Origin of the sequence: Corynebacterium parakroppenstedtii (assembly GCF_019754935.1) — a bacterium.
Classification (GTDB): Bacteria; Actinomycetota; Actinomycetes; order Mycobacteriales; family Mycobacteriaceae; genus Corynebacterium; species Corynebacterium parakroppenstedtii.
This window is the reverse complement of record NZ_JAGSOA010000001.1, coordinates 624,914-650,920: the sequence shown is the minus strand read 5'-3', so window position 1 is coordinate 650,920 and position 26,007 is coordinate 624,914. Positions and strand designations below refer to the sequence as shown.

Annotated in this window: 21 protein-coding genes and 3 tRNA genes; 17 read left to right on the top strand and 7 right to left on the bottom strand. The window is 55.1% G+C overall.

All coding sequences use genetic code 11. The annotated features are described in order from the left end of the window. Nucleotides 1-3: 3 nt before the first annotated feature. Nucleotides 4-1,299 (bottom strand): thymidine phosphorylase, encoded by a 1,296-nt coding sequence (locus KCQ76_RS02710; protein WP_046202587.1) that lies wholly within the window; start codon nt 1,297-1,299, stop codon nt 4-6. A 223-nt stretch (nt 1,300-1,522) separates the two neighbouring features. On the opposite strand from KCQ76_RS02710, the gene KCQ76_RS02705 reads away from it, so the two are divergent. Both KCQ76_RS02705 and KCQ76_RS02700 read left to right on the top strand, forming a co-directional pair. Next, the gene (locus tag KCQ76_RS02705) at nt 1,523-1,975 is read left to right on the top strand and encodes a cytidine deaminase (RefSeq protein WP_180962445.1); all 453 of its coding nucleotides are present in this window, start codon (nt 1,523-1,525) and stop codon (nt 1,973-1,975) included. A gap of 2 nt (nt 1,976-1,977) precedes the next feature. Continuing rightward, nucleotides 1,978-3,192 carry a NupC/NupG family nucleoside CNT transporter gene (locus tag KCQ76_RS02700; RefSeq protein ID WP_046202586.1) on the top strand — a complete coding sequence of 405 codons (1,215 nt, stop codon included), beginning with the start codon at nt 1,978-1,980 and terminating at the stop codon, nt 3,190-3,192. A 66-nt stretch (nt 3,193-3,258) separates the two neighbouring features. On the opposite strand, the gene KCQ76_RS02695 is transcribed toward KCQ76_RS02700, so the two are convergent. Next, nucleotides 3,259-4,194, bottom strand: a complete 936-nt coding sequence (locus tag KCQ76_RS02695; protein ID WP_046202585.1) for a sugar-binding transcriptional regulator — start codon at nt 4,192-4,194, stop codon at nt 3,259-3,261. Nucleotides 4,195-4,789: 595 nt separating this feature from the next. Here KCQ76_RS02695 and KCQ76_RS02690 point away from each other — a divergent pair. Beyond that, nucleotides 4,790-4,987, top strand: a complete 198-nt coding sequence (locus tag KCQ76_RS02690) for a hypothetical protein (RefSeq protein ID WP_046202584.1) — start codon at nt 4,790-4,792, stop codon at nt 4,985-4,987. A gap of 98 nt (nt 4,988-5,085) precedes the next feature. On the opposite strand, the gene KCQ76_RS02685 is transcribed toward KCQ76_RS02690, so the two are convergent. After that, a tRNA-Arg gene (locus KCQ76_RS02685) sits at nt 5,086-5,162 on the bottom strand. 127 nt (nt 5,163-5,289) lie between these two features. Here KCQ76_RS02685 and KCQ76_RS02680 point away from each other — a divergent pair. From KCQ76_RS02680 to KCQ76_RS02655, 6 genes are all read left to right on the top strand, one after another. Then, nucleotides 5,290-7,512, top strand: a complete 2,223-nt coding sequence (locus KCQ76_RS02680; protein WP_046202583.1) for a bifunctional copper resistance protein CopD/cytochrome c oxidase assembly protein — start codon at nt 5,290-5,292, stop codon at nt 7,510-7,512. A 200-nt stretch (nt 7,513-7,712) separates the two neighbouring features. Beyond that, entirely contained in the window at nt 7,713-8,240 is a 528-nt protein-coding gene (locus KCQ76_RS02675; protein ID WP_102215086.1) for a Dps family protein, read from the top strand. Between the two features lie 477 nt (nt 8,241-8,717). Further along, complete coding sequence (locus tag KCQ76_RS02670) at nt 8,718-9,335, top strand: single-stranded DNA-binding protein (RefSeq protein WP_046205119.1); 618 nt, start codon at nt 8,718-8,720, stop codon at nt 9,333-9,335. A gap of 232 nt (nt 9,336-9,567) precedes the next feature. Further along, entirely contained in the window at nt 9,568-11,238 is a 1,671-nt protein-coding gene (gene ettA / locus KCQ76_RS02665) for an energy-dependent translational throttle protein EttA (RefSeq protein WP_012732008.1), read from the top strand. A 21-nt stretch (nt 11,239-11,259) separates the two neighbouring features. Further along, on the top strand, nt 11,260-11,772 hold the full coding sequence (locus KCQ76_RS02660) for an acyl-CoA thioesterase (RefSeq protein WP_046202581.1): 513 nt from the start codon (nt 11,260-11,262) through the stop codon (nt 11,770-11,772). Nucleotides 11,773-11,798: 26 nt separating this feature from the next. After that, complete coding sequence (locus tag KCQ76_RS02655) at nt 11,799-12,515, top strand: DUF8185 domain-containing protein (RefSeq protein WP_046202580.1); 717 nt, start codon at nt 11,799-11,801, stop codon at nt 12,513-12,515. Between the two features lie 66 nt (nt 12,516-12,581). On the opposite strand, the gene pepN is transcribed toward KCQ76_RS02655, so the two are convergent. After that, nucleotides 12,582-15,302 (bottom strand): aminopeptidase N, encoded by a 2,721-nt coding sequence (pepN, locus tag KCQ76_RS02650; protein ID WP_046202579.1) that lies wholly within the window; start codon nt 15,300-15,302, stop codon nt 12,582-12,584. A gap of 148 nt (nt 15,303-15,450) precedes the next feature. Between pepN and KCQ76_RS02645 the strand changes: the two genes are divergently transcribed. Beyond that, the gene (locus KCQ76_RS02645; RefSeq protein WP_046202578.1) at nt 15,451-16,092 is read left to right on the top strand and encodes a mycothiol-dependent nitroreductase Rv2466c family protein; all 642 of its coding nucleotides are present in this window, start codon (nt 15,451-15,453) and stop codon (nt 16,090-16,092) included. A 4-nt stretch (nt 16,093-16,096) separates the two neighbouring features. After that, entirely contained in the window at nt 16,097-16,573 is a 477-nt protein-coding gene (locus KCQ76_RS02640) for a ribose-5-phosphate isomerase (protein WP_046202577.1), read from the top strand. A gap of 179 nt (nt 16,574-16,752) precedes the next feature. Here the strand turns inward: KCQ76_RS02640 and KCQ76_RS10740 are convergent, their stop codons facing one another. Both KCQ76_RS10740 and KCQ76_RS02635 read right to left on the bottom strand, forming a co-directional pair. After that, complete coding sequence (locus KCQ76_RS10740; RefSeq protein WP_081429426.1) at nt 16,753-16,989, bottom strand: helix-turn-helix transcriptional regulator; 237 nt, start codon at nt 16,987-16,989, stop codon at nt 16,753-16,755. Nucleotides 16,990-17,235: 246 nt separating this feature from the next. Beyond that, entirely contained in the window at nt 17,236-19,014 is a 1,779-nt protein-coding gene (locus KCQ76_RS02635) for an ABC-F family ATP-binding cassette domain-containing protein (protein WP_052722193.1), read from the bottom strand. Nucleotides 19,015-19,361: 347 nt separating this feature from the next. Here KCQ76_RS02635 and KCQ76_RS02630 point away from each other — a divergent pair. The 6 genes from KCQ76_RS02630 to clpX all read left to right on the top strand — a co-directional run bounded on the left by KCQ76_RS02630 (nt 19,362) and on the right by clpX (nt 24,752). Continuing rightward, nucleotides 19,362-19,436 (top strand) — tRNA-Gly (locus KCQ76_RS02630). A 686-nt stretch (nt 19,437-20,122) separates the two neighbouring features. Then, nucleotides 20,123-20,199 (top strand) — tRNA-Pro (locus KCQ76_RS02625). 104 nt (nt 20,200-20,303) lie between these two features. Continuing rightward, entirely contained in the window at nt 20,304-21,791 is a 1,488-nt protein-coding gene (gene tig / locus KCQ76_RS02620) for a trigger factor (protein ID WP_046202576.1), read from the top strand. A 174-nt stretch (nt 21,792-21,965) separates the two neighbouring features. Then, complete coding sequence (locus KCQ76_RS02615; RefSeq protein WP_082089769.1) at nt 21,966-22,604, top strand: ATP-dependent Clp protease proteolytic subunit; 639 nt, start codon at nt 21,966-21,968, stop codon at nt 22,602-22,604. Between the two features lie 65 nt (nt 22,605-22,669). Beyond that, a complete protein-coding gene (locus tag KCQ76_RS02610) occupies nt 22,670-23,290 on the top strand; it encodes an ATP-dependent Clp protease proteolytic subunit (protein WP_041629449.1) in 621 nt (206 codons plus the stop codon). Between the two features lie 193 nt (nt 23,291-23,483). After that, the gene (gene clpX / locus KCQ76_RS02605) at nt 23,484-24,752 is read left to right on the top strand and encodes an ATP-dependent Clp protease ATP-binding subunit ClpX (protein ID WP_221914782.1); all 1,269 of its coding nucleotides are present in this window, start codon (nt 23,484-23,486) and stop codon (nt 24,750-24,752) included. A 164-nt stretch (nt 24,753-24,916) separates the two neighbouring features. Here clpX and KCQ76_RS02600 read toward each other — a convergent pair whose 3' ends face one another. Then, nucleotides 24,917-25,789 (bottom strand): TetR/AcrR family transcriptional regulator, encoded by an 873-nt coding sequence (locus KCQ76_RS02600; RefSeq protein WP_052722194.1) that lies wholly within the window; start codon nt 25,787-25,789, stop codon nt 24,917-24,919. Nucleotides 25,790-26,007: the final 218 nt, after the last annotated feature.

Here is a 26,007-nt window from a genome sequence, read left to right as displayed (position 1 = left end):
TGGCTAGTTGATTTTTTCGATAACGACGGACTGACGTGGTGTAGGAACGCCCTCCTCGCTAGGAGCGATACTCCAGCCTTGGTTGAGTGATTCCAGAGCGCGTTCGAACCGGTCCGTGTCGTCAGAATGAAGCGTGAACAAGGGTGTGCCTTTCGTGACCTTTTGGCCGCGGTCCACCAAGATTTCAATCCCAGCGCCAGCGTGAACCGGATCTTCTTTGCGTGCACGGCCGGCACCCAATCGCCAGCTAGCCACACCGATGGCAAGAGCGTCGAGTTCGGTGATCACGCCATCTGCATCCGCGTACACAGTTTCTGTGTGTTTCGCGGTGGGCAGCGGAGCATCGGGATCACCACCTTGGGCGCGGATCATGGACTTCCAGGTGTCCATTGCACGGCCATTCTTCAAAGCTTCTTCAACGTCAGCGTCGTGAACTCCGGCCAGGCTCAGCATTTCACGGGCTAATTCACAGGTGAGCTCTACGACGTCAGTAGGGCCTCCACCGGCGAGAACGTCTAGCGATTCTCTAACCTCAAGGGCATTTCCCACGGTCTTTCCTAGTGGCGTGGACATATCGGTGAGCAGTGCGACGGTTTTGACTCCGGCGTCAGTTCCTAAGTTCACCATTGTTTGAGCCAGTTCGCGAGCGTCGTCAAGAGTTTTCATGAAAGCTCCTGAACCAACTTTGACATCGAGGACGAGCGCGCCCGTGCCCTCCGCGATCTTTTTGCTCATGATTGAACTTGCAATCAGAGGGATGCAATCGACGGTGCTGGTGATGTCACGCAGTGCGTAGAGCTTTTTATCCGCTGGTGCGAGCCCTGAGCCGGCGGCGCAGATGACGCATCCGGGGTCTTCGAGCATCTGCATCATGCGATCGTTAGACAGGTTTGCCTGCCAGCCTGGGATCGATTCCAATTTGTCTAGCGTGCCGCCAGTGTGGCCGAGCCCTCGTCCGGAGAGCTGTGGAACGGAGACTCCGAACGATGCCACTAGTGGAGCGAGGGGGAGGGTGATTTTGTCACCCACACCGCCGGTCGAGTGCTTATCCGCTGTTGGACGCGACAGTGAGCTAAAGGACATCGTCTCACCGGAGTTAATCATCGCCTGAGTCCATTGCGCGATCTCTCGCCGGTTCATCCCATTGAGGAAGATAGCCATTGCGAGAGCGGACATTTGTTCATCAGCGACGACTCCGCGGGTATATGCGTCGATAACCCAATTTATTTGGTCTTGGGAAAGCTCCCCCTTATCTCTTTTGGTGCGGATAACGTCGACGGCATCGAAATGCTCAGCCATGTAGTACTCCAATCAGTGTTCCGGTGTACCGTGAGGTCACCTGTGAGGCGGGAGTGGGGATGAGTCATAAGGCATAAAGTGTGACGTAACCAACTCTTGTTTCCCCGTTGTGATCTCAATTATCATAACAGTCGGAACGTATGTCAATATCTTTTTTTACATATGTTCGCAGGCTTACTTGACGATGCCACCCTTCGTGGCTCCTTGATCGTGAGGACACATCATGATTGAAAAGAACGCTTCCGACGTCGGCAGTTCTCGGGGTGAATTTTCTGATGCTGCAGCGGATATCGCACTGCTAGAACAAGCGCGTGACGCTGCCAAAGGTGCATATGTGCCATACAGTGAGTTCCCCGTCGGTGCTGCTATTCGCACCACGGAGGGGAAGACCATCACTGGGTGCAACATAGAAAACGCCAGCTATGGTTTAACGAACTGCGCGGAACGAACAGCATCCTTTCGTATGATTGCGGAAAGTGGAGACGTTCCCCGTATCGACACAGTTGCCATCGTCGGTCTTAAGGCTGAACCGTGTTGGCCTTGTGGTGCGTGCCGGCAGGTTTTGAGGGAATTCGGCTGTTCCCGTGTCATCGTGGAGAAAGAATCGCGTCCATTTGTATTACCCTTTGAATCAATTCTCCCATTTTCCTTCGGCCCTGAAGACCTGGAGGGGTAATCATGGAAAGATTTCAAGGGCTAATTGGTATTGCCATTATCCTTGCTCTCGACATTGCGTTATCTAAACACCGATCCAAAATTAACTGGCGGACCCTGGGCACCGGCCTTGCTCTCCAAGTAATTCTGGCTCTCTTAGTCCTGAAGTGGGGGCCCGGATATCACGCTCTCAAGTGGTTGGCTGAGGGCATCGACCAGCTCATCGGCTATACCGACAAAGGAACAGAATTCGTTTTTGGGCCATTGTTTGGGGACAAAATCGGGTTCGTCTTTGCACTCAATGTTCTCCCAGTCATTATTTTCCTCGGTGCGATCATTGGTGTTCTGTACTATCTCCGGGTCATTCAAATTGTTGTTGAATACGTTGGTGGTGCCCTCGGGAAACTTATGGGTACGTCCAAGGTTGAATCGGTTTTCGCCGCAACTGTTATTTTTTTGGGGCAGAGTGAAGCACCGCTCCTCATTCAGCCGTATATCAAGAAGCTGACGAAGTCCGAATTATTCACCTGTATGACTGGTGGTTTTGCCTCCGTCGCGGGATCAACCTTGATTGGCTACTCCCTCTTGGGTGCTCCACTCCCATACCTCTTGGCTGCAAGCGTTATGAACGCCCCAGGGTCGCTACTCATGGCTAAGGCATTCTTCCCTGAGACAGAAGAGAGCCAACTGGACGCAACCGTCCGAGATGTCCGCGATGAGGAATCAAAGAACGTCATCGATGCTCTTGGCCGCGGTGCCATGAATGGTGGACGCATCGCTGTCACAGTGGGATGCCTTTTGATCGCCTTTATCGCGGTCATTGCATTCTTGTCAGCAATTATTGGGGGAATAGGTAGCTGGTTCGGCCATTCTGAATGGAGCCTAGAAGGAATATTCGGTTGGGCGCTGGCCCCATTCGCCTGGGCTATCGGCGTTCCATGGCACGACGCCGTTGACGTCGGTAATTTTATCGGGCAGAAGACGGTGCTCAACGAGTTCGTGGGCTACACCTCGTTCGGTAAGCACGTTGATGAGCTTTCCGACAAGGCTGTCATGATCTCAACCTTTGCACTGGCTGGGTTTGCCAACTTCTCTTCCATTGCAATCCAAATGGGATCGATGGGTGGATTAGCACCAGAACGTCGCGGTGAGATAGCCAAATTCGGATTGTTTGCCCTTCTTGCAGGTTTCTGCGTCAACATGATTAACGCTGCAATCGTGGGAGTCGTCGCAAGTTAATGGTCAACCGACGCTGGGGCCGCGAGATTCCGAAAGTACATCAGGATCCGGCCCCACGATCGGCAATCATTCCTCAAGTAGGCGTTCTGCGCATGCTTGATCAGTGACTAAGTGCGTTGCCATTCCAGCGTGGAGCGCAACTTTCAAGGCGCGCACTTTGTGTAATCCGCCCGCGACGAGCAGTCGAACCGGGCGCTGCGCCAGATCTTCCATAGTGATTCCGACGGTACGGTCGTCCACCGACTGCACCGCGATGGATGCGTCGGCGTCGAAAAACCGCGAGCAAATATCACCCACCGCCCGTTGACGAAGCAGGGCGCGCTCAGAGGGCGTAACGCTGCCAAGATTGAGAGCAAGGCTGTTTTCTCCCGCTGATCCCACCGTGAAAACGGCGATGTCAGTTTTCCTCCCTTGCTCGAGAACATTGGCAATAAACCGGTCCTTTTCTACAAGTTCTTTCGTCTCGGCATTATCAAAAATGACGGGGAGGGGTAGGGTATGCGCATACGCGTGAAAGGCTTTACAAAACAACGTGATCGTTTCGATATCGTTCGTTTTCCGGTCGGTATATGACATCCCGCCTTTAAGCTGAACGATCGTTACATCGTGAACGTTTTTCTCGGTGAGATGCTGGGCAATGGAATACATTGTTCGTCCCCACGACACACCGACACTGGACCCATCGACGACAAGGGAGCGGAGGGCTTGCGCACCAACATGACCGAGGGCATCGACGATATCGTCGGTGGTCTGCGATACCGGTTGCGCGAGCCGCACAGATGTTAAGCCGTATTTTGTTGCTAATGCTGTAGCTGTGGTGGACGATGCTTCACGTGGATCTCGAATGGTAATGCTTACGAAGCCGCGGTCGCGGGCATGCTGAATGAGCTTGGATGTTGTTGGTCGCGAAATACCTAAAGCCAAAGCAACCTCTGCTTGGCTAAGGTTGTCGCGGTAGTACATTTTTGCCGCGCGTAGGGATTGCTCATCACGACTGTCCACAGTTCAACCTCAATCAGTTAATGCTGAGTGCTTGTACGCATGCTTTATTTAACTTGCCATTATTTTTCCTGATAAAGCCATTTTGCCTGATATAGCTGGGTTTACGGTGATCGACGGGTACTCACAGCGAATAGCTTTCCGGGCGTGGTTTACTCCTCCAACCCAATCGTGAGGGCAAGGCGCACGCCTAGTATCGATCCGCCTCTGAGCACTATACGGATGGGTGCCACGAGAAGGGAAGCTTTCACAATGCGGGCATTTATCGGTGTTGCGGCACGACCGACAATTATTCCCAAGCAGGAGGATCTTCTGTTGCGTGATCTCGCTGGAGTGCTTCCACTCTCAACTAGATAACAGCGCCGTGGCGAGCGTCATTGTCCGGTTGATGTGTGTCAAGGGACAATCAGAAAGCCACTAAGGAAGGCTAAGGGGGGTTTCCATTCCAGGATTCAATAAAAACTCGTTTGACATCTATATAGACAGCTTAGGCTTCTTACCTAAGGTTAAAGTAGTCCATGCCTTATGCTCTCAACATTCATTGACAGGGCTAGCTGCGGTTTTTCGACGTAGGCGGCTTAGCCGAAAGGAGAGTTCGATGCAGAAGCGAACCGGTGAGGTTCTGAAAGCTATTCGATGGTGGATTGGAATGGCCGTCGGACTCTTGGTTTTCTTCTACCTGTGGTCCTTGGTCTTCAAAGATGACTCGTTTTCATGGGAGGAATGGGGCAAAACGGTCTTGTTCGGAACCCTCGTCGGGGTCTTATATTGGATTTATAGCCGACCTAAGAAATAGGGCTATCCATATGTAGGCCAATGATTGTCGGAACTCGTCAAGCCTCATAAATAAAACCACGTCGTCCAGACCGTGTACTCGGTCATAACGGGGTAGTGTGGTGCCCCTGGCAGGATTCGAACCCGCGCCACTCCGGGTAGAAGCCGGATGCTCTAATCCACTGAGCTACAGGGGCATTTTATCAATCGTGGGTTGCGCTTTCGTCGCAATCCACTAGACGAATATAACAGTACTGAACTCTTTGCTGATAACTGGTCCTTCGGGTTGATGAGATTGTCTCCGCGCTGGGTAGTGTTGGGAGTATGACGGAGGTAAAGACGAAAGCTGGTTCTTCGGTGCCTGTCCGGTCAGCTACCGGTTACTTTGTACTCGCCGGACTTGTGGCCGGAATAGTGGGGGCGGCCATTGGATATTCCTTGTACAGCGAATCACTGTCTGCTCTAGGAATTCCCGATCCGGGTTTCTCGGTATCGTTCGGCCTCCCGTTTGTCCGTGGTTTAGCCACGATGTTCGGCTTCATCGGGGTCGGATCATTCTTGATGTCGGCATTTGGTACCCCTCCACGAAAAGATGGTTTCCTCGACGTCGACGGATATAAAGCAAGCAGAACCGGCACATGGTGCTTATTTATATGGGCCGTTCTCGCGCTGCTCCTCATACCGATGAGTTTGTCGGACGTTTCCGGAGCCCCATTATCGACGACGCTCAGCCCAGCACACTGGGGCGAAGCGATTGACCAAGTATCCGTGGCGCGTTCCTGGATGTGGGTCGCTATCTTCGCGCTGATCACTGTGGTGTGGTCCTTGGGCACGCGGCGCTGGATTTTCCAGATGCTGTTCTTCGCGTTCTCCCTGGTGACGCTGATTCCTATCAGCCTCGAGGGGCACTCAGCGGCCGGCGGTAACCACGACTATGGCGTTAATTCGTACCTGTGGCACTTCGTGTTTTGTGCATTGTGGGTCGGCGGCCTGGCGGCAATGATCCAGCACGCCCTGCGCAAAGGGCCTCACATGGACGTTATTGTCAAGCGATACAGCTTCTTAGCATTGGTGTCGATTATTGTTTTGGCAATCTCAGGAGTAGTTAATGCGTTGCTCCGCATTCGCGTCGATGAACTCCTGACCAGTAATTATGGCCGAGTAATTACAGCCAAAGCGGTTTTGCTCATCGTCCTGGGGATTTTTGGATTCCTCCACCGACGAATGACGATTCCGAAGCTCGAAAAGGATCCGTCAGACCGACTTGCCTTCTCGCAAATCGCGATCGTGGAACTGATTGTGATGGCAGCGACGATCGGCGTCGCAGTGTCTTTGTCTCGCATTCCGCCACCGTTGCCGAAAGAGCTGAACCTCAACGTCATGGAGCTCGAGCTGGGCTTCAGCCTGACGAAACCACCGTCGTGGGGTGGTCTGTTTGGCATGGTGCGGTTCGACATGATTTACGGCACCGTCGCAATCATCGCTGAAGTTTTATATGTGTGGGCCTACGTCCATCTCCGGAAAAAGGGCGGGGAGTGGCCGTTTAGCCGAGTGTTGTGGTGGACGTTAGGGAATATTCTTCTACTTTTCGCGACGTCGTCGGGACTCGGGATGTACGCGATGGTGTCGTTCTCGATGCACATGATCCAGCACATGATTTTGTCGATGGCGATTCCCATCGCCTGGGTTTTGGCTGGTCCAGTGACCTTATTCCTCCGCGCCTTACCCGTTGCAGGACGCGATGGCGTCCCGGGGCCACGTGAATGGATTGTGGCTTTTATCAATAACCCGGTGTCGCGGTTTTTAACGAACCCCGTTGTGGCTGCTGCGCAATTCGTTATTGGGTTCTACATTATGTACTTCACACCTCTATTTGAGGCTTTGATGAAGTATCACTTCGGTCACCTATTCATGATCGCCCACTTCTTGGTCTCCGGATACATTTTCTACTGGATATCAATTGGTATCGACGCGGCACCTCGCCACACCTCTCCGTTCATCAAAATGGTAACCATCTTAGGAACAATGCCGTTCCACGCTTGGTTTGCGATTGCCCTCATGCAGTTGAATTACCCGCTCGGGCAACCGATGTATGAAACCTTCGGTATTCCCTGGCATATCGATTACATGGCTGACCAGAACCTGGGAGGCAAGATCGCGTGGGCAACCGGCGAGATCCCATTATTGATCGTTACGGCAGCACACTTCTTGCAGTGGCGTCGGGAAGATAGTAAAGAAACAGCACGCTATGAGCGTCGGGCTGACCGCACCCACGAGGCCGAACTCAATGCCTACAACGAGATGCTTGCAGCGCTGCACTCCGGCGCGGGGGACCGGGAACTACAGGACTATTACGGCTCAGATTATTCCTCTGACGAGGTACGGAGTTACTTCCACCAGAAGAAATTTGAGCACCATAACGTACCGAAGAAACGGCGTTCATCAGCGAAAACTTCCGCTGATAAACCAACCGGCAGTGTTGACACTGAGCAGCAGGAAGGCACCGGAGATAGGTCAGGGAACGGTAGGTCCGGCGAAGGGGACTGAGCTGGTAACCGGCTGGATTAGCCTGGCCGGGGCCCGAAGTCGGCAATAGCTAAGCCCTATCTAAAGCCAGCTTATTAATAGTTGCCACGCGTATAGGAAGGGTGTATAACTAGGGGTAGAGCGAAGGAAAAGCCCGGTAGCGGGCACAGCCCACGTAGCTCTGAGACGACAAACCAACTTATCGAGAGAAGGAAAAGGACATGACTTCCGCGCAAGCATCTGTTGGGCGTTCAGCTTCTGCTGAAAGCACCATTCAAACAACCCCAGCTTTTACCGCTCCTAGCGACGTTGTTTCTGATCTGCAGAAGGTTCTCGTTGATTTCATCGATTTGAGCCTGGTTGCTAAGGAAGCTCACTGGAACATTCTCGGACCGAACTTCCGCGACCTGCACTTGAACCTTGACGAGCTTGTTTCGGTTGCCCGTGAAGGCACCGATGAGATCGCTGAGCGTATGCGTGCTTTGAATGGCATTCCTGATGGTCGCACGGCCGTTGTAGCCGCAGGTTCTTCCCTTCCGGAGTTCCCGGCAGGAGAAATCCTTACTCACGACGCTATTTCCCACGTCGTCGAGGCTATTAACGCTACGACCAACACCATGCGTGAAGTTCACGATCGCGTTGACGAGGCTGACCCGACGAGTGCTGATCTGCTGCACGAATACATCAAGCAGCTCGAGCAGCAGGCTTGGTTCATCAGCGCCGAGACCCGTACTCCTTCCGGAAAGTAGTACGCATCGATTATCACTGTGCGCCTAGCTGAACCCGTGAACCGGGCTCCAGCAGGGTGTTTCCCTGTTTGTCACTGGAGGTCATGACGAGGCCTCACAAATGACACGAGCCGGACTGTGCGATAGCGCGGTCCGGTTTTTCTTTATCGTTATGCCGTTACTCGTTAGTATCGACGACGTTTCCCGTCGGCCGTATCTCGTCTTTCACCTTGGGGCGATCGTTGGTTTCACCGTGAGGGTAAGAACGTGAGGGTAAGAAAAGGTGCGGTTAAAAACCGGGCGTATAAAAATCTGTGGATAACTTTGGTTATCCACAGCGTCCACGCGATGAGCCCTTCACGGGTCCAATTTCCGGATCACGGTGTGCCACTCTGAGTGTGTCATTTTCAGGTCGTCTCTATCGATGCGGACTTCACGGTATCGCGCTAAGCAGCCTCTACCGGGAGCGCCCTTCGTGGGAGGGAGAGTAGGTACGTCATGGCACAAAATTCTGCAATGGTCACCGTCGTGGGAAACGTCGTCAGTGACCCAGTTGATCGAACACCATCAGGTCGAACCCCTTTCGCAACCATGCGCGTTGCGTCGGATCGTCGATGGCGTGACGACGACGGCGTATGGCAGTCATCCGATTCATTATTTATCGACGTCCAGATGTCAGGCTCGCTGGCCACACACTGCCTGAAATCGGTAACGAAGGGGATGCCAGTCGTTATATACGGCCGCCTGATCACTCATTCGTGGGAGGCGACGCTGGATTCGGGGGAGAAAATCACGCGGAGCTCGGTGAGGATTAAGGCCTCACACGTTGGGGTTGACCTCAACAAGATCGTCATCACTTCCGCGATGGCGAGTCGTCTAGGACGTTTGGTTCCGTTGGAAATCGGCTCCGCTTCCGGAGCAGCCAAGGGATCAGGGGAGGCCACGAGTATCTCCACAGATTGGGACGGGACCGTAGTTGCGGACGAAAATCCATTCCCCGAGGGGTCGTCGGCAAATTCGAGCACTTCCTCTGACTCCACATCCCTGAGAGACTCCGCAACTCTGACCGAACAGCGAGAACCATACAGCCAGGAGGCTGCCTTGGCTAGCGCATGAGCGTGCTCCCGCGAGTGAGCCGTCGTAGCTGGTTGTTGTTAGCACCGTGCTTGCGTACCCTCAACGGTTAGACTTTGCTGAGGAACTGGCGCGGGGACCGTCCCACCTCTTAACTCTCGAGGTTGATCCTTGAGATTAACTCCCGAGGTGGTGAACCCTATGGTTATCGGCCATAGTAGGTGGGCAGAGAATGCTAGGTTCGTGCGGCATAGAAAAATGAGTTGAGGACTGTATGGGTGAATTCATTTACACAATGAAAAACGTGCGCAAGGCGCATGGAGAAAAAGTCATTCTTGACGACGTCACCATGGCTTTTTATCCGGGGGCCAAGATCGGCGTGGTGGGACCAAACGGTGCCGGAAAATCGTCGATCTTGAAAATTATGGCGGGGATTGATCAGCCGTCCAATGGTGAGGCGTTCCTCGATCCCGGCGCTTCTGTGGGGATCTTGCTCCAGGAGCCTCCACTCAACGAGGAAAAGACCGTCCGCGGCAACGTGGAAGAAGGCCTCGGAGAGATCTGGGAAGTCAAGCGTGAATATGAAGAAATCGCCGAAAAAATGGCGACGGATTATTCCGATGAGCTCATGGAACGCATGACTGTCCTGCAGGAAAAGATTGACACTGCCGATGCCTGGGAATTGGATTCGAAGATTGACCAGGCCATGGATGCGCTGCGGTGTCCGCCGTCAGACTCGCCAGTGACGACGCTATCCGGTGGTGAGCGTCGTCGTGTGGCACTGGCCAAGCTTCTTTTGGCTGAGCCAGATCTATTGCTGCTCGATGAGCCCACCAACCACTTGGACGCCGAATCTGTGCTCTGGCTGGAGCAGCATCTGCGTAACTATCCAGGTGCCGTGTTGGCTGTTACCCACGACCGTTACTTCCTCGACCACGTTGCCCAGTGGATTTGTGAGGTCGATCGCGGGAAGCTGTACCCCTACGAAGGTAACTACTCCACGTACCTGGAGAAGAAGTCCGAGCGTCTGCAGGTTGCGGGTAAGAAGGACGCCAAGCTGCAGAAGCGGTTGAAGCAAGAACTGCAGTGGGTGCGCTCGGGTGCGAAGGCACGTCAGGCGAAGAATAAGGCTCGTTTGCAGCGTTATGAGGAGATGGCTGCGGAGGCCGAGAAGTACAAGAAGCTCGACTTTGAGGAAATCCAGATTCCGACCCCGCAGCGTCTGGGTAACCAGGTTGTGGAGGTCAGCCACCTCAACAAAGGCTTCGACGGCCGTACCCTGATTAAGGACTTGTCCTTCACCCTGCCTCGTAACGGCATCGTCGGTGTTATCGGTCCGAACGGTGTGGGTAAGTCCACCTTGTTCAAGACGATTGTGGGGCTTGAAGAGCCGGATTCCGGCGAGGTGAAGGTCGGTAAAACTGTCGACATCAGCTATGTGGACCAGAACCGTGAGAACATTGACCCCGAAAAGACCGTGTGGGAAGTCGTCTCTGACGGGCTGGACTACATTATCGTCGGCCAGAACGAAATGCCATCGCGCGCTTATATTTCGGCTTTCGGTTTCAAAGGTGCCGATCAGCAAAAGCCAGCCAAGGTGCTCTCCGGCGGTGAGCGTAACCGTTTGAACCTGGCGCTGACCCTTAAACAGGGTGGTAACCTGATCCTATTGGATGAGCCCACCAACGATCTGGATGTCGAAACTCTCTCCAGCTTGGAGAACGCTCTCGAACAATTCCCAGGGTGCGCTGTTGTGATCTCCCACGATAGGTGGTTCTTGGACCGCACGTGTACGCACATTCTCGCCTGGGAAGGCAATGTTGCCGAAGGCCAGTGGTATTGGTTTGAAGGCAACTTCGAGGATTATGAGAAGAACAAGGTCGATAGGCTCGGTGAAGAAGCTGCGCGTCCCCACCGTGTGACTCACCGGAAGTTAACTCGCTAACTCGTTAGGTCGTGGTGAAATATGCCGTTTCGTGAAGTACTCGGACGCACAGGCCGGGTTCATACACTGTCACTGCCGCTCCGTTGGTCCGACTTCGATATGTATGGGCACGTTAATAACTCGGCTTATCTTGAGTTTTCGCAGGATTCCCGCGTCGCATTCCTGAAAGAAATGGAGTCGATCGCCGGTAAAGGGTCGGTGCCCCAGGTGTTCGTGCGTCATGCCGAATTGGATTACCGACGCGGGATTTCGCCATCCAGCCGCACCGTGACCGTGAACTCAGAAGTGACCCGGATTGGCCGGACGTCGTTTGGTGTTCGCCAACTGATCCTCGATAGCGACGGGATCGTGTGTTGCGAAGTGAAGATCACGCAGGTTGCCGTCGACCTGCGGTCAAGTTCCCCGCGCGAAATTACGGATAGCGAACGGCAGGTCCTCGAGTCCATGATCACCCGCCCCGTGAAAGAGATCGAACGCGGGCAAGATAATGAACCCGATATCGACCAACTCGTGCCTCCGGATTCCACCGAGTAATCCATCGGCCTCATCCAGGGGACACCATGCCGATAACTATTGAGCACGGCGTTGCTCGGGACCTCTTCACCTTCATGTCTCGAGCTGAGCGCCTCGATTCGACGGCGCTGGTCCGGATTCATCCCTCGGATACCCGGTCGCGTCAACCTAATGCCGCGGGTGCTGCGGTAGAGTCTCGTGACCAGCGCCATCAGTGGTTCGATGTTTATGTCACCACTCCGCTTGGCCCTTTTGGGCTGCGACGAGTCCGCGCAGTGTGGGGTGATGATTCAGTCCGTGACGTCATCACCCACTGTTCGAATGTGCGGCGAGCTATAGATGCGTCGACCGATTTTCATTCGACGCAGGGTGGTCCCATAACCCTGTCGCTGGAGCATCCCGGTACGCCGGGAATGTGGCCCGGGCCTGTGCCCCTGACCGAGACATTTACCCACATCGATGACGTAGCGATAGACACCGTTGCCGCGTTATATAACGACGTCCGTGACACAGCCACGGCAGAATCGGGGCCAGCGGGGATAGCCCAATCGCTGTTGGACCAGAAGATTATGACCGTCGAATCGCCGACGGCGGAACAGACGGCTCAGTTGACGTCGCGAGCCATTATCGCCCTGGGGAGCCTCGGGTTCATTGGAGGCGATGTCATGCGGGTTTCCGTATCGCCTCTGTGGGTGAGGACGGACACAAGGCTGGGAACGGTCCTTGCACAACGCAGGAACCGGCTGAACCTACTTAATATGTAGGCCCAGCCGGTATATCCGAAGAGGCCTCGGCGTCCCCAGTTGCAGGATTTATCGAGGCCGTAGCCTTTAGCTCCGGTCGTGCTCGCGCGCTGCAGCGAAGCGGCGCTGATTATCCTTACCCTCCGTGATCAGTCGGCGGAAACCAGCAGGCAGGTCTTCGTCGGCAACCAGTTTTTCGGCTCGAGCGATGGCCTCGTCCGAGGTATCCCATGACGGATACATCCCCGCGAGCACCCGCAAAGCCATTTCGCCATTGAGGTTCTCCCAGACGCCGAGAGCTTCATCGAAGTAACGATTGCGGTAACCGGCTAAGAGCTCATCACTGCCGGCAGTCCTGAATCCAGCGACATTCGACAACAGCTGGCGGTTCGACAGCGTCGACGCATCCTCGCTCATGATGTCATCCCACACGCGAGACTTGTTGTCGGCCGTCGGTACGAGGGCCCGCGCCGCAATGGCTGCTTGTTCGCCCAAGGATGAACGGTCGTTCGCTGAGGTTTCGTCGATAAGCGTTGTGACCTCGTCCTCTGACACTCCGTGGGAACCGCTGGCAGCAGCGAGCATCTTGATAGCAAGCCACGTCATATCGGTATCGATGGAGAGACCGTCCAGCTCGACAGCCTCCGGAGTGCCATCGACAATCGCACGCGCAATAGCAACAGTCTCGGCGGTGGGCTCCACATTAGACAGCTCCTTGACCGCCGCGAGCTGGGTATCGCTCCCCGGAGCAGCCGCGCGTGCCGTCGATACCAAAGCATTGGCAACCGCATCCCAGCCTTCGTCGGCAAGCCACGTCGGGTCGGCATAGTTCCTCGCTGCGGCCACAACTTGTCGAACTAATTGCTGAACGACGGCGGTCTCGGTCTCGTGAGGCAGGCCGCGTTCAACCAACGCGATGAAATCGCGTGCGCGCAAACGACCAGCGCGCAGACGCTCCCACTCCGCCGACCAGCACAGAGCGCGAGCCATGGGATCCTTAATTGTCGGCAGGTGATTCAGGACAAACTCGTTGGAAGCATCATCGAGATCGATGAGCGCATACGTCAGATCCCCATCATTGGGCAGAATGAGATCGCCCACGGGAGTGCCGACCAGCTCAGGAACCTCGGTGCTCTCACCGTGGATATCCAGCTCGGTGTGAGCCGTGCGAACGACCTCACCATCCTTGAGGGAATAGACGCCGACGCCGATGCGGTGATCGCGGTGTTCGCCTTCACCCGGTTGCGCGCCACTTTGTTTGACAGCAACGGAGGCGTAGACCCCGTCCTTAGTATGCGCATCTACGGACAAGGTATTGACGCCGGTGGTCTTGAGCCATTGGTCAGCCCACTGGGACAGATCGCGTCCCGACGATTCCTCGAGCGCGTCGAGGAGATCGTCGAACGTGGCATTGTCGTACTGATGCCGCTGGAAGTGGAGCCGCACCCCGGCGAAGAATTCGTCGAGCCCGACATAAGCGGCTAGCTGCTTGAGAACAGATGCGCCCTTGGCATAGGTGATTCCGTCGAAGTTCTGGTCAACAGTTTCGATATCCGACGCGTCCGTCGAAATCGGGTGCGTAGACGACAACTGGTCTTGCGCGTACGCCCAAGCCTTTTCGACGTGGGCAAATGTGACCCAAGCAGTGGTGTATTCACTGACCTCAGTTTGTGCCTGCGCTGAAGACCAGGTGGCGAACGATTCATTGAGCCAGAGGTCATTCCACCACTTCATGGTGACGAGATCTCCGAACCACATATGCGCCATCTCGTGGAGGATGGTGTCATTGCGGCGCTCGTAGAGATATCGAGTAGTGGCCGACCGGAACACATAATCCTCACGGATAGTGACGGCGCCGGCGTTTTCCATTGCCCCCATGTTGTATTCGGGGCAGAAAACCTGGTCGTATTTCTTAAATGGATACGGGATGCCGAAGTGCTTAGCGTAGAAATCGAATCCCTGTTTTGTTTCCTTAAACAGTTCTTCAGAATCGAGGTGCTCGGCTAACGCCCGCCGGCAATAAAGTCCGAGTGGAATTTCGACTTCCTGGCTGGCTGAATCGTCCGACGTTTCGGGGTGCGGGGTAATGGTTCCGCGCCACACATCGGTGGCCTCGGTGTACGGCCCCGCCATAAACGCAATTAAATAGGTAGAGAGAGGGTAGTCAACCTCAGCTTCATGAATAGCGACCGTCGTCTGAGAGTTTTCGCCATCGGTCGTCAGAATTCCCGCGCGGGGAGACGTCACAGTTGTGCTGATAGGGCCATTGGTAATGAGCCGCCACGAATCGGGCGTGATGACCTGCACTCGGTACCTCGCTTTGAGATCCGGCTGGTCAAAGCACGCGAAGACGCGTTTGGCGTCGGCAGTTTCAAATTGTGTGTACAGGTAGACCGCATTATCCGATGGATCGACGAAACGGTGAAGTCCCTCACCTGAGGTTGAGTAGCGGCATTCGGCGCACACCGTGACGCGGTTGTCGCCAGGTTCCAGATTGCGAAGCTGAATGCCGGCTTCTTCGTCATACTGGTTATCCGAATAACGGATCGCGTCGGTCGTGACATCGGTCCCGTTGAGCTGCACAGATGTTACCCGCGAGGCGCGGAGGTCCAGGAAGGTTCCTTGCTCCAGATCGCCCTCCGACACACCGTCGCGTGTGTGGAACCACACTGTGGTCTTCGATGTAAAGGTTTTTTCTCCAGGAAGCCCATGTCCGTTAGTGAGGTCTAAAATTATGGAGTACCGGTCCACTCCAATGAGTGCGGCCCGGTCCTTGGCCTCTTGCCAGGTGAGATTAGTTGATGACATTCCTGCGTTGTGTCCTTTCACTGGAGGGCTTTGGATATGCGAGAGCATAAAGTTCCCAGATATTGAGACTACTAGGTGATGAAGAATCGCGGGAGCAATGAGCTCTCGGTGAGCACAGCGCCAACGTACAGATCATGGAGGTAATGACATGGCCGATAAACAACGAGTCGATTTTTGGTTTGATGTCTCGTGCCCGTTTTGCTGGGTAACATCCCGGTGGATTAAAGAGGTAGAAAAAGTCCGGGATATCACTGTTGTTTGGCATCCTATGAGCTTGTCGGTTCTCAATGAAAACAATGATGATCTTCCCGACGATTACAAGAAGATGATGAAGCAGACGTGGGGCCCCGCTCGCGTTGCTGCCCTCATCGCCGATGAGAATCCGGAGAAGTTAGACGCGTACTACACCGCAATGGGCACGCGGATTCACGATAAGAAAGAAGTCGACGCGCACGCCGGTGAGGGATTCGACGACGTGCTCCGAGACGCCCTGGACGAGATTGGTCTTCCGGCGTCGTACCTCGACGTGGCGCACTCCACGGAGAAGGACGATTCGCTACGCCGTCACCACCAGGGTGCGATGGACGCGGTCGGCGACGACGTGGGGACGCCCGTGCTGAAGTTGGGCGACAACGCGTTCTTTGGGCCCGTGATCACCCGTGTACCGCGCGGGGAAGACGCTGGACGAATCTTTGATGGGGCAGTGGCCTTGGCGGCGTTCCCGCACTTCTTCGAATTGAAACGATCTCGCACAGAGATGCCAGAAAACACGACTGCTGAGCTACCCTAGAACTATGCGCGTTTATCTTGGTGCGGACCACGCTGGGTTCGAGTTGAAGAATACTATTGCTGCTCATTTGGAAAAGAACGGCCACGAGATCGTCGATTGCGGGGCTCATTCCTTTGATCCCAAGGATGATTACCCTGCTTACTGCATCGAGGCCTCTGCCCGGGTCGTGAATGATCCCGGATCATTGGGCATCGTGATCGGCGGTTCTGGGAATGGTGAGCAGATCGCTGCCAACAAGGTCAAGGGAGCCCGTTGTGCTTTGGCATGGTCCGTGGAGACGGCCAAGCTTGCCCGGGAGCACAACAATGCACAGCTCATCGGTTTAGGGGCTCGTCAGCACTCCGAGGAGGAAGCCCTTGAGATTGTCGACGCTTTCATCGAAACGCCGTGGTCGAATGAGGAACGCCACCAGCGGCGGCTTGACATTCTCGCGGAGTATGAACGTACGGGGATGGCACCCGCTTTGCCCGAAGACCAGTAGGCCGCTCGGGCGGCCGTCGGGGCTGGGGCACGAACGTGCCATAAAAGAAAGCATCTCTTGCGCAACAATGTGCAAGAGATGCTTTTCCTTTTCCGGTGTTATCTTCTTTTAGCTCGTTCTCCACCGAAGAGGAGCATTCGTCATCGGACAGCGTGGTTATGGCCTGGTCAGGGTGGCGCTTAACCGTCGGTGTCAGAGTCGTTTTTTCTCCTACGGTCAACTCGATTCTCGTGCCAATGCTTTACGTCTTCAGCGTCCCAGAGAGTCAATCCCTGAAACTTTGCTACAGGCTTTGGTGCGCGACCACGACCCGCATAGCTGGTGAATGTACCCCGCGCTGTACCAGAAAACTCAGCGCATTGCGCTGCGGTCCACAGCTCGTGTCCTGAGTCTTTGTCAAGAAGGATCGGTGTCATGAGTCAGGAGTGTACGCCTGAAAAATAGGGGAGCGCTATGTAGCAAAACTCCAGCTAAACCGGCATGAAATCCGTTAAACTACTTATTACACCCCCGTATGTGTTCAACCCACGTTTAAAGGCGCTGCTTACCAAAGAATCTGCAGATTTCTGCCCGATAAAGAATCGTTAACTATTCGTTATCGAGCCGGTAAAAAAGTTACCCCATAGTAGGGGTACTGATAATGGTATGGTTGCCAAAACTAATTATTGGAACTCGACTGAACGGTGCCCTCGTTGCCCCTCCACCACCTCGTGGTGGTCAACAATTAGGTGCCGAGCCTCCAACCGCTCAATCATCCGACGGTCGTGAGTGACAACCAGCACTGTCCCCTCAGCGCTCGCGATGGCATCCTGCACCTCTTCAATCAAGTCGACGGAGAGGTGGTTCGTCGGCTCGTCGAGAAGGAGAATGTGGGGCGGGCGGGCCGCAATCAGCGCAAGCGCTACTCGTCGTTGCTGGCCTATAGAGAGGTCCCCGACGGGTCGAATAGCGTCCTCCGGGGCCAGCAGTCCGAGCTCGTCGAAACTCACAGTGGGGTGAGGGGCCAACGCATACAGATCTTCCGCTGATTGTGTGGGGTCATCCCAACGCTGTTCTTGGTGGAGAACACCGACGCTTTGGCCTTCCCCAATGCGAACTTGCCCGCTCTCTGTTGGTACCGCGCCGGAGATAGCTCCCAGTAACGACGACTTACCCGCTCCATTTGGACCCGTAATCACCACTTTTTCGCCCGGACGAATAGTCAAAGATCCCACGCGGACACGATCAGGAACAACGAGTCCTTGTAGTTTTATGGCGAAGTCCTCGTCGGATCCTGCCGCGACCCGACGACGCGGTACAGGCGTGGTCAAAGGCGCATCGAGCCCCAGAACCGCAGGAGGCTGTTCAACACCGTTCTCCTCGAGCTCAGTGAGACGTTGCCGCGCCGCACGGATTCGTCGGGACAATTGACGCTCGGCCCGGTTACCGGCCATCCCATACATGACCTTTTCGTTGTCCCGCTTCGCCTTTTTCGGACCGGCCGACTCATGATGTGCCTCAATATCCTGTTCTAGCTGGTTTTTCTCCCTCTGCTCCGTCTTCCATTGATGCTCCCATAGCGCTCGTTCGTGCCGACGGTGCTTGTCATAAGCGGTGTAATTGCCTCTAAAAATGTGAATTCCCTCGCGCCGGGGCACGATATCGCCGATCTGCGTACACACCGCATCGAGAAAATCCCGATCATGCGTAGCGACGACAACCACGCCAGCGTGGTTATGAATGTGATCGATAACAAGTTCTCTGCCACGGTCGTCGAGGTGGTTGGTGGGCTCGTCGAGAAGAAGGATCTCAGGATTGCGAATGAGGGTGAGCGCTAACCCAAGACGCGCTCGCTGGCCGCCAGATAGATCGGCTGTTCTGCGTGAGAGCAGCGGTTCTCCATCGACAGTCGTGGAGTCGTCATTGGTGAGGCCGAGGCTGTCGAGAATAATGTCCGCGTTATGTTCGGCATTCCAATCATCGTGGGCCGTGACATCGGAGAAAATCGTTGAGTAACGCTCATTTGCTCGGCCAACTTCCTCGTCTGTCTCCGCGTCAGCGAGTGCTTCCGTCGCCTCCTCGAATGCTTGCAAGCGACGGAGTGACGGCCCCAGTGCCTCTTTAATGAGCATATCGCCGGTTGAATCGAAGGGAGCTTCTAATTCCTGTGAACCAAGAACACGTTGCCCGACGTGGGTAACGACGCCGCTCGTGGGCTTGCGTCGGCCAGAGAGGACCCACATTAACGTCGATTTACCAGCGCCGTTATCGCCGACCAGCCCGAGAACGTCGCCCGCTGACAAGGTGAGATCGATGTTGCGGAGAACCGGGACTCCCGAATAATCAAAACTGACTCCATTGGCGATGAGCTGCGTCTGGGATAAATCAGTGGAGAGAGTTGTTGCCGTCAGTGATGCGGAAGAATCGCCTGATAGTGGGGTAGCAGGAGTATCGGTAGGCATGGTTCCTCCAGGGGTAGTGTCGTCACCATTATTTTACGCGACGGGCCTTTAGGTGACCGACATTCTGGGCGTTATTGCTGCTGGTGGCGCTTGCCTAATTGGCGACGCGGCTGCTCGTGCGAAGCTGATGCTTCTGCGCTCGTGAGTGTTTGGTTCGTGAGACGTTTAATGCGGTGTTTAAAAGGCAGCGTTGTAGCGGGATCGAGAATGCGTAATTTGTGGTGAGTTCGGGTTTTGCGAAACCGCGAACGGAATGTACTATGGCAACACATCGCGGAAAGAAGGTTCGTGGGCGTTGAAATGCGCTTTAGTCGCGTTTCACTTGCTCAGGTACCGTTTTTCGCAATGGGAATGTCGTATAGTGGCTAATACCTCAGCCTTCCAAGCTGAAGACGCGGGTTCGATTCCCGTCATTCCCTCCATTGTGTCGGAGACATCGAAAGTCCCGACGGCATTAAAACCCGGCTAGTTTTCCACGCTTGCGGAGAACTAGCCGGGTTTCGTCGTATGACCATGCATATGCCCACACGGGTTCTTCGGGGTTATACGCCAATAGTGTGTTCGCGTGCCGGAAAACTGTGGGGGTATATCGGGGTCGGTGGTGAAAACTGTGGGGATATGGGCGAAAAATGGCCGAAAATTGACCATATTCCCCCGCACTTTTGTTTTGGGGCGCGTATCCCCCTGCACTTTTGGGCTCTAGATGTAGTTTCCCCGCAGTTTTCCGTGTACCGGTTCCTTCTTCTGTGTGTCAGTGTTTCGCGCCCCAGGAATTGGGTTCCTCCCGGGTGTTATACGACAGAACGCGGTGTGGACACTTTTTGGATAGGTTATGCCGTCATCATGCGGCAGTGCCCGTCGTGAGACAGGGAACGTAAGGCATAGGACTTAAGGCATAGAGCTGCTGTCACAGCGGAGAGTAGAAAACGGCGCATCCTCGCTCCATTGCTAATCCATAAGTTCACCGTGTAACATCACAAAAAGCTCTTTCACCACGTATTTTGCGGTGGATAGCGCTGAATAGTGGGGGTCATTGAAAGCGGCAAAAACGGTGCCCGTAGACTCTAGTTGTCTTCGGCACACGTGGCCGGTGGACTTTCTTTCATACCGGGGTATGGCGCAGCTTGGTAGCGCACTCGCTTTGGGAGCGAGGGGTCGTGGGTTCGAATCCCGCTACCCCGACCAGGAGTGGTCCGGCCGGTCAGACACGACGTTTGGCAGGCCGGGTCTCCACAAATAGAGAGAAATTGTATTCCAAATAACCAACGACACCACAGGAGTGTGCATCCGTGAAGAGCTCCGTTGAGCAACAGAGCGCGACTCGCGTAAAGCTTACTGTCGAAGTTCCTTTTGACGAGCTTCAGCCGGAGATCGACCAAGCCTACCGCTCGCTGGCGCAGCAGGTCACACTCCCTGGCTTCCGTAAGGGTAAGGTTCCTCCGCGCGTTCTTGAGGCGCGGCTCGGTCGTGGGGCTATCCTTGACCAGGCCATCAACAACATGCTGCCCAGCCGCTACAGCCAGGCTGTTGAAGAGCATGACCTTAAGGTCCTCACGCAGCCGACCATTGACATCACCCGGTTGGAAGATAACGAGCTCGTTGAGTTCACCGCAGAGGCTGACGTCCGCCCGGAGATTGACCTTCCTGATTTCTCCACCATCGAGGTCGAAGTCGATCCGCTCGTTGCCGACGACGCCGCTGTCGACGCTGAGCTGGACAACCTCCGCGCACGTTTCGGCACCTTGAAGGCAGTCGAGCGCCCAGTTCAGAAGGACGACTTCGTTTCTATTGACCTGTCCGCAACTGTGGGTGGCGAACCCGTTGACGAGGCCACGACCGAAGGCCTTTCCCACCAGGTTGGTAACGGTGAGCTCATCGAGGGCTTGGACGACGCGCTCGAGGGCATGAAGGTCGATGAATCAAAGACCTTTAAGTCGAACCTCGTCGCCGGTGACCACGAAGGCGAAGAGGCCGAGGTCACTGTCACCGTGAAGTCGCTCAAAGAACGTGAGCTTCCCGAAGCTGACGATGACTTCGCTCAGCTCGCATCGGAATTCGACACCATTGGCGAGCTTCGTGAGTCCTTGGCTAAGCAGGTTGAGGAAAACAAGAAGGCCGAGCAGGCGTCGTCCATCCGGGACAAGGTTCTCGAGAAGGCTCTGGAAAAGACCGACTTCGAGCTGCCAGAAGCCGTCGTCGAAGAGCAAGTTAAAGGCCAGCTGAATCAGCTCCTGCAGCAGTTCAACGGCGATGAGAAAGCCTTTGACCAGCTTCTCGCCGCTCAGGGCAGCAGCCGCGAAGAGTTCGATCGTGACACCCGGTCCAGCGCAGAGGAAGCCGTGCGGACTCAGCTGTTCCTTGACACTCTCGCTGATGAACTCCAGCCAGAGGTCAGCCAGCAGGAATTCACCGAGCACATTATGTTCACCGCCCAGCGGTACGGCATGGAGCCTCAGCAGTTCATGCAGGCTATTCAGGCGTCGGACCAGATCGGTGCCCTTTATGCCGATGTTCGTCGTGGCAAGGCTTTGGCTGAATCCATCTGCACGGTTTCAGTCAAGGACACCGATGGCAACGAAATCGATCCGAAAGAATATTTCGGTGAAGAAGAAAACGCCGACGAGACTTCTACCGGGCCTGCAGATGCCGAAGCATCTGAAAACAGCGAAGCAACGCCTTCGGGCACCGAGACCGAAGAATCGGCTGAATTCGATCAAGCGGCAGAAGCGCCCGTGGCAACGCCCACCGATGACGATTCAGAGAACACTGAAAAATAAACCGTTGACTTGCGGATAATTCCGACACTGCCCCCACGCCCCGAAAGGTGTGGGGGCATCGGCATCTCATGCCGACGCACGCTAACAGCGAACAGAGCGCAAAAGGCGAGCCACGCTTCATCGAATTAGCTAGTCTGGGGTGCACCCAAAAACATTGGAAAGTGAGCGTACATAATGAACTTTTCCCCAAACGACACTGGACTTAGTGCTCAGAAGGGCTATTCTGCCCCCACCATGGACAATGGGACAGCAGGACTGAACCTTAACGATTCCGTCTTCGAGCGACTGCTGCGGGAACGCATTATCTTCCTCGGCACCGAGGTTAATGATGACATCGCCAACCGGCTGTGCGCACAGATCCTTTTGCTCTCCGCGGAGGACCCGACGCGAGACATTTCGTTGTATATCAACTCGCCCGGTGGCTCTGTGACCGCAGGCATGGCCATTTATGACACCATGACTTACGCGCCGTGCGACATCGCCACGTACGGGATGGGCCTGGCTGCCTCCATGGGCCAGTTCCTCCTCACCGCGGGGACAAAGGGCAAACGCTACGCTTTGCCTCACGCTCGTATTTTGATGCACCAGCCGTCGGCAGGTGTTGGCGGAACGGCAGCCGATATTGCCATTCAGGCAGAGCAGTTCGCCCGCACCAAGCGCGATTTGGCCGAGCTCAACGCGCAGCACACCGGCCAGCCGCTGGAGCGAATTCAAAAGGACTCCGACCGCGACCGCTGGTTCGATGCCCAGGAGGCCTTAGAGTACGGCTTTGTTGACCACGTGATTACATCGGCGAAGGAGGAGACAGAGTAGTGGCCATGAACCCTAGCGATGAACTCAACCATTATTCTTCTTCTCAACTGAACGGGGTTTCCCACATGCAGATGCCAGAAAGCCGCTACATCCTCCCATCATTTGTCGAGCACAGCTCGTTTGGGGCGAAAGAATCTAACCCGTATAACAAGCTTTTCGAAGAGCGCATCATCTTCCTCGGCACCCAGGTCGACGACGCCTCCGCCAACGACATCATGGCTCAGCTCCTCGTCCTCGAGGGGCTAGACCCGGACCGTGACATCACCATGTACATCAACTCGCCCGGCGGATCGTTCACGTCGCTCATGGCGATTTACGACACCATGCAGTACGTCCGTCCCGACGTCGTCACGGTCTGCTTGGGGCAGGCAGCGTCGGCAGCCGCGGTGCTGTTGGCAGCCGGTACTCCGGGCAAGCGTGCTGCGTTACCGAACGCGCGCGTCCTTATTCACCAGCCAGCGACGCAGGGTACGCAGGGGCAGGTTTCCGACCTCGAAATCCAGGCCGCAGAGATTGAGCGTATGCGGACCTTGATGGAGACCACCTTGGCTCGGCACACTGGCGTATCAGCGGAACAAATCCGTATCGATACCGACCGCGACAAGATCCTCACCGCGGAAGGTGCGAAGGAATACGGAATCATCGACCAAGTCTTTGATTACCGGAAGGCCTCTGCACAGAAGTAGGAAAGAGGCACCGACGCGAACAGGGCCTATGAACCGGAGGTGCCGGTTTGCTGCCCAGTTTTATAATGAGATGACAACGAGCCCAGAATGAGCGCGGAATCGACTAGCTCCGCTGCTATTCTGGGCTTTGGTCTCGGATAGACAACCATCAACGGTTGTACGCCTACGAAGTCGTTAGGGGTCAAGGGAATTTATGGCACGTATGCAGGAAAGCGCCGATGTCCTGAAGTGCTCTTTTTGCGGAAAGAGCCAGAAGCAGGTCCGCAAACTCATCGCGGGCCCAGGTGTATACATCTGCGACGAATGCATCGACCTGTGCAATGAAATTATCGAAGAAGAATTTGATAATTCACCCGCACAGAAGACCGACAAGGCACTACCGAAGCCATCGCAGATCGTCGACTTTCTCGGTGATTACGTCATTGGACAGGACACGGCAAAGCGGACTTTAGCTGTGGCGGTTTACAACCACTACAAGCGTATCCAAGCCGATGAGAATGATCACCATAACTCTGACGACGATATAGAGATCGCCAAGTCCAACATCCTCATGCTCGGCCCGACTGGTTCCGGCAAGACCTACCTGGCGCAAACACTGGCCCGCATGCTCGACGTTCCCTTCGCCATGACCGACGCGACCAGTCTGACTGAGGCTGGCTATGTCGGTGAAGACGTGGAGAACATTCTTCTGAAACTCCTCCAGGCTGCAGACTTTGATGTTGATCGTGCCCAGCGCGGAATCATTTACATCGACGAGGTCGACAAGATTTCACGCAAATCGGAAAACCCCTCGATTACCAGGGACGTTTCAGGCGAGGGTGTTCAGCAGGCACTGCTGAAAATCCTCGAAGGAACGGTGGCCTCGGTCCCGCCGCAGGGTGGCCGGAAGCATCCGAACCAAGAATTTATCCAGTTAGATACGAAGAACGTCCTGTTCATCGTTGCCGGTGCGTTCGCGGGCTTGGAGAAAGTCATTGGTGAGCGGCGCGGAAAGCAAGGGCTCGGATTCGGTGCGAATGTGTCCTCTAAAGAGGAAAACGAACTCGATGCGTTCTCCTATGCTCAGCCCGAAGACCTGGTGAAATTCGGGTTAATTCCCGAGTTCATTGGGCGCCTCCCGGTCGTCGCTACCGTCAATGATCTTGACCGCGAAGCGCTGGTTCGTGTGCTGACTGAGCCGAAGAACTCGCTGGTCAAGCAGTACAGCAGGTTGCTCGACATGGACGGCGTAACCCTGACCATGGAGGAGGGTGCGCTCAAGGCCATTGCCGACAAAGCCATCGAACGCGGTACGGGGGCTCGTGGCCTGAGGGCGATCCTGGAGGAGATCCTAGGCCCGGTCATGTTCGAGGTCCCCGACTCAGAGGACGTCACTGAAGTGGTTATTTCAGAAGAATGCGTCACAGAAGGTGCTGAACCGAGGCTGATTTCGTCCACGGAAGCAGAACGGGAATCCGCCTAAAGCCGGCCGCTCTCAAAAGCCGGCCGCTCTCAAAGGCCGGCCATCTTGAATGCCGGCCGGGCCTGGACCCCCAAGGCCGGCAACCTCAACCCGTACATGGTTGCCGACGATTCACGTGTGGAAAGCAAGGTGTGTCGGAGCGCGAACCGCGGCCCAACGTTCAATCAGTCGCGATAAAATTCCGAGAACGGACCAAATTGTTCGTCGAATCGATTCGTTTCATTAGGAGCCGGTGCATCACTGCCATCCAAGAGATCACCGTCACCATATAGTGGCGTATTCTCACGCTCACTGGCGCGAAGCTGCTCGGTTGTGACGGTGTAGGAATCTCCCTCGCGTGTGGCCATCGTCGTCGTTAATAGGCTGATCACAGTATCTTGAATCAGCGCATTAATGCCATCGCGGTTGGTTTCGTCGCCGGTGGCTACGTCGTACATAGATCGAAATGTCGACTGGTTATACGCGGGAAACATCGCTAACGCGCAGATAATGAAGTAAATATCGATCGCGGAAACTCCTGGCCGAAACGCACCGTGATCCTGGCCATTCATGAGTAGGCGTCCGATCTGTAGGACGGCGGGTGAACCAGAAAAGATGTGTACATCGGCGTCTTGGGGAAGAATCCCAAGCAGGTTTTCCATGGCTAGCATCCTCGCCGACCGTGGCTCAGCAAAGAACTTCCTCACAAGGATGTCAATGAGCTGCCGGATCGCCTCAACCGGCACGTCACTGTCAGGAATAAGATCTTCTGCCTTGGGATGGAGGAGCGTTTCTGCATAGCGCAGACACTCCATGTACAGGCCTTTTTTGTCGCCGTAATAGTAATGGATCATCCGTTTAGAGACACCGGACGCGCTCGCGATATTTTCAAGGCGAGCCTCGTTATAGCCGACGTTAGAAAAAACGGTCAGCGCGGCGTCGAGAATTTCCTCATGCTCAGGGGCTGAGGTCTCAGCGTCATTTGAGATAGGTTCGGTATCGATGGAAATGAGGTCGGGTGCTGAGGGGGAGTCGTTGTGTATAGGCGATGTTGACATACTCATTACTTCGAACGGGGTTGACATCTATGGCTTCAGTTCGCGGCGTGCTGAGTCTGTTGCCTCATGCTCCTTGATCCCTCATCGACTGGTTCACATTATCGACGAGCTTATGATCCAGTCCGCCACCAACCTCCACGTGCTAGTGATGCTGATCGACTAACGGTGGTAGAGGAACAGTTACGGTCTCGACCTGGTGCCATAATTACCAACACAAT

Excerpts from the sequence above, each read along its gene's own strand:
- KCQ76_RS02610 (WP_041629449.1), top strand. The coding sequence starts at position 22,670 with ATGCAGATGCCAGAAAGCCGCTACATCCTCCCATCATTTGTCGAGCAC.
- KCQ76_RS02690 (WP_046202584.1), top strand. The coding sequence starts at position 4,790 with ATGCAGAAGCGAACCGGTGAGGTTCTGAAAGCTATTCGATGGTGGATT.
- KCQ76_RS02670 (WP_046205119.1), top strand. The coding sequence starts at position 8,718 with ATGGCACAAAATTCTGCAATGGTCACCGTCGTGGGAAACGTCGTCAGT.
- KCQ76_RS02645 (WP_046202578.1), top strand. The coding sequence starts at position 15,451 with ATGGCCGATAAACAACGAGTCGATTTTTGGTTTGATGTCTCGTGCCCG.
- KCQ76_RS10740 (WP_081429426.1), bottom strand. The coding sequence starts at position 16,989 with ATGACACCGATCCTTCTTGACAAAGACTCAGGACACGAGCTGTGGACC.
- clpX (WP_221914782.1), top strand. The coding sequence starts at position 23,484 with ATGGCACGTATGCAGGAAAGCGCCGATGTCCTGAAGTGCTCTTTTTGC.
- KCQ76_RS02675 (WP_102215086.1), top strand. The coding sequence starts at position 7,713 with ATGACTTCCGCGCAAGCATCTGTTGGGCGTTCAGCTTCTGCTGAAAGC.
- KCQ76_RS02680 (WP_046202583.1), top strand. The coding sequence starts at position 5,290 with ATGACGGAGGTAAAGACGAAAGCTGGTTCTTCGGTGCCTGTCCGGTCA.
- KCQ76_RS02600 (WP_052722194.1), bottom strand. The coding sequence starts at position 25,789 with ATGTCAACATCGCCTATACACAACGACTCCCCCTCAGCACCCGACCTC.
- KCQ76_RS02700 (WP_046202586.1), top strand. The coding sequence starts at position 1,978 with ATGGAAAGATTTCAAGGGCTAATTGGTATTGCCATTATCCTTGCTCTC.
- KCQ76_RS02710 (WP_046202587.1), bottom strand. The coding sequence starts at position 1,299 with ATGGCTGAGCATTTCGATGCCGTCGACGTTATCCGCACCAAAAGAGAT.
- KCQ76_RS02615 (WP_082089769.1), top strand. The coding sequence starts at position 21,966 with ATGAACTTTTCCCCAAACGACACTGGACTTAGTGCTCAGAAGGGCTAT.
- KCQ76_RS02660 (WP_046202581.1), top strand. The coding sequence starts at position 11,260 with ATGCCGTTTCGTGAAGTACTCGGACGCACAGGCCGGGTTCATACACTG.
- KCQ76_RS02655 (WP_046202580.1), top strand. The coding sequence starts at position 11,799 with ATGCCGATAACTATTGAGCACGGCGTTGCTCGGGACCTCTTCACCTTC.
- KCQ76_RS02705 (WP_180962445.1), top strand. The coding sequence starts at position 1,523 with ATGATTGAAAAGAACGCTTCCGACGTCGGCAGTTCTCGGGGTGAATTT.
- ettA (WP_012732008.1), top strand. The coding sequence starts at position 9,568 with ATGGGTGAATTCATTTACACAATGAAAAACGTGCGCAAGGCGCATGGA.
- KCQ76_RS02635 (WP_052722193.1), bottom strand. The coding sequence starts at position 19,014 with ATGCCTACCGATACTCCTGCTACCCCACTATCAGGCGATTCTTCCGCA.
- pepN (WP_046202579.1), bottom strand. The coding sequence starts at position 15,302 with ATGTCATCAACTAATCTCACCTGGCAAGAGGCCAAGGACCGGGCCGCA.
- KCQ76_RS02640 (WP_046202577.1), top strand. The coding sequence starts at position 16,097 with ATGCGCGTTTATCTTGGTGCGGACCACGCTGGGTTCGAGTTGAAGAAT.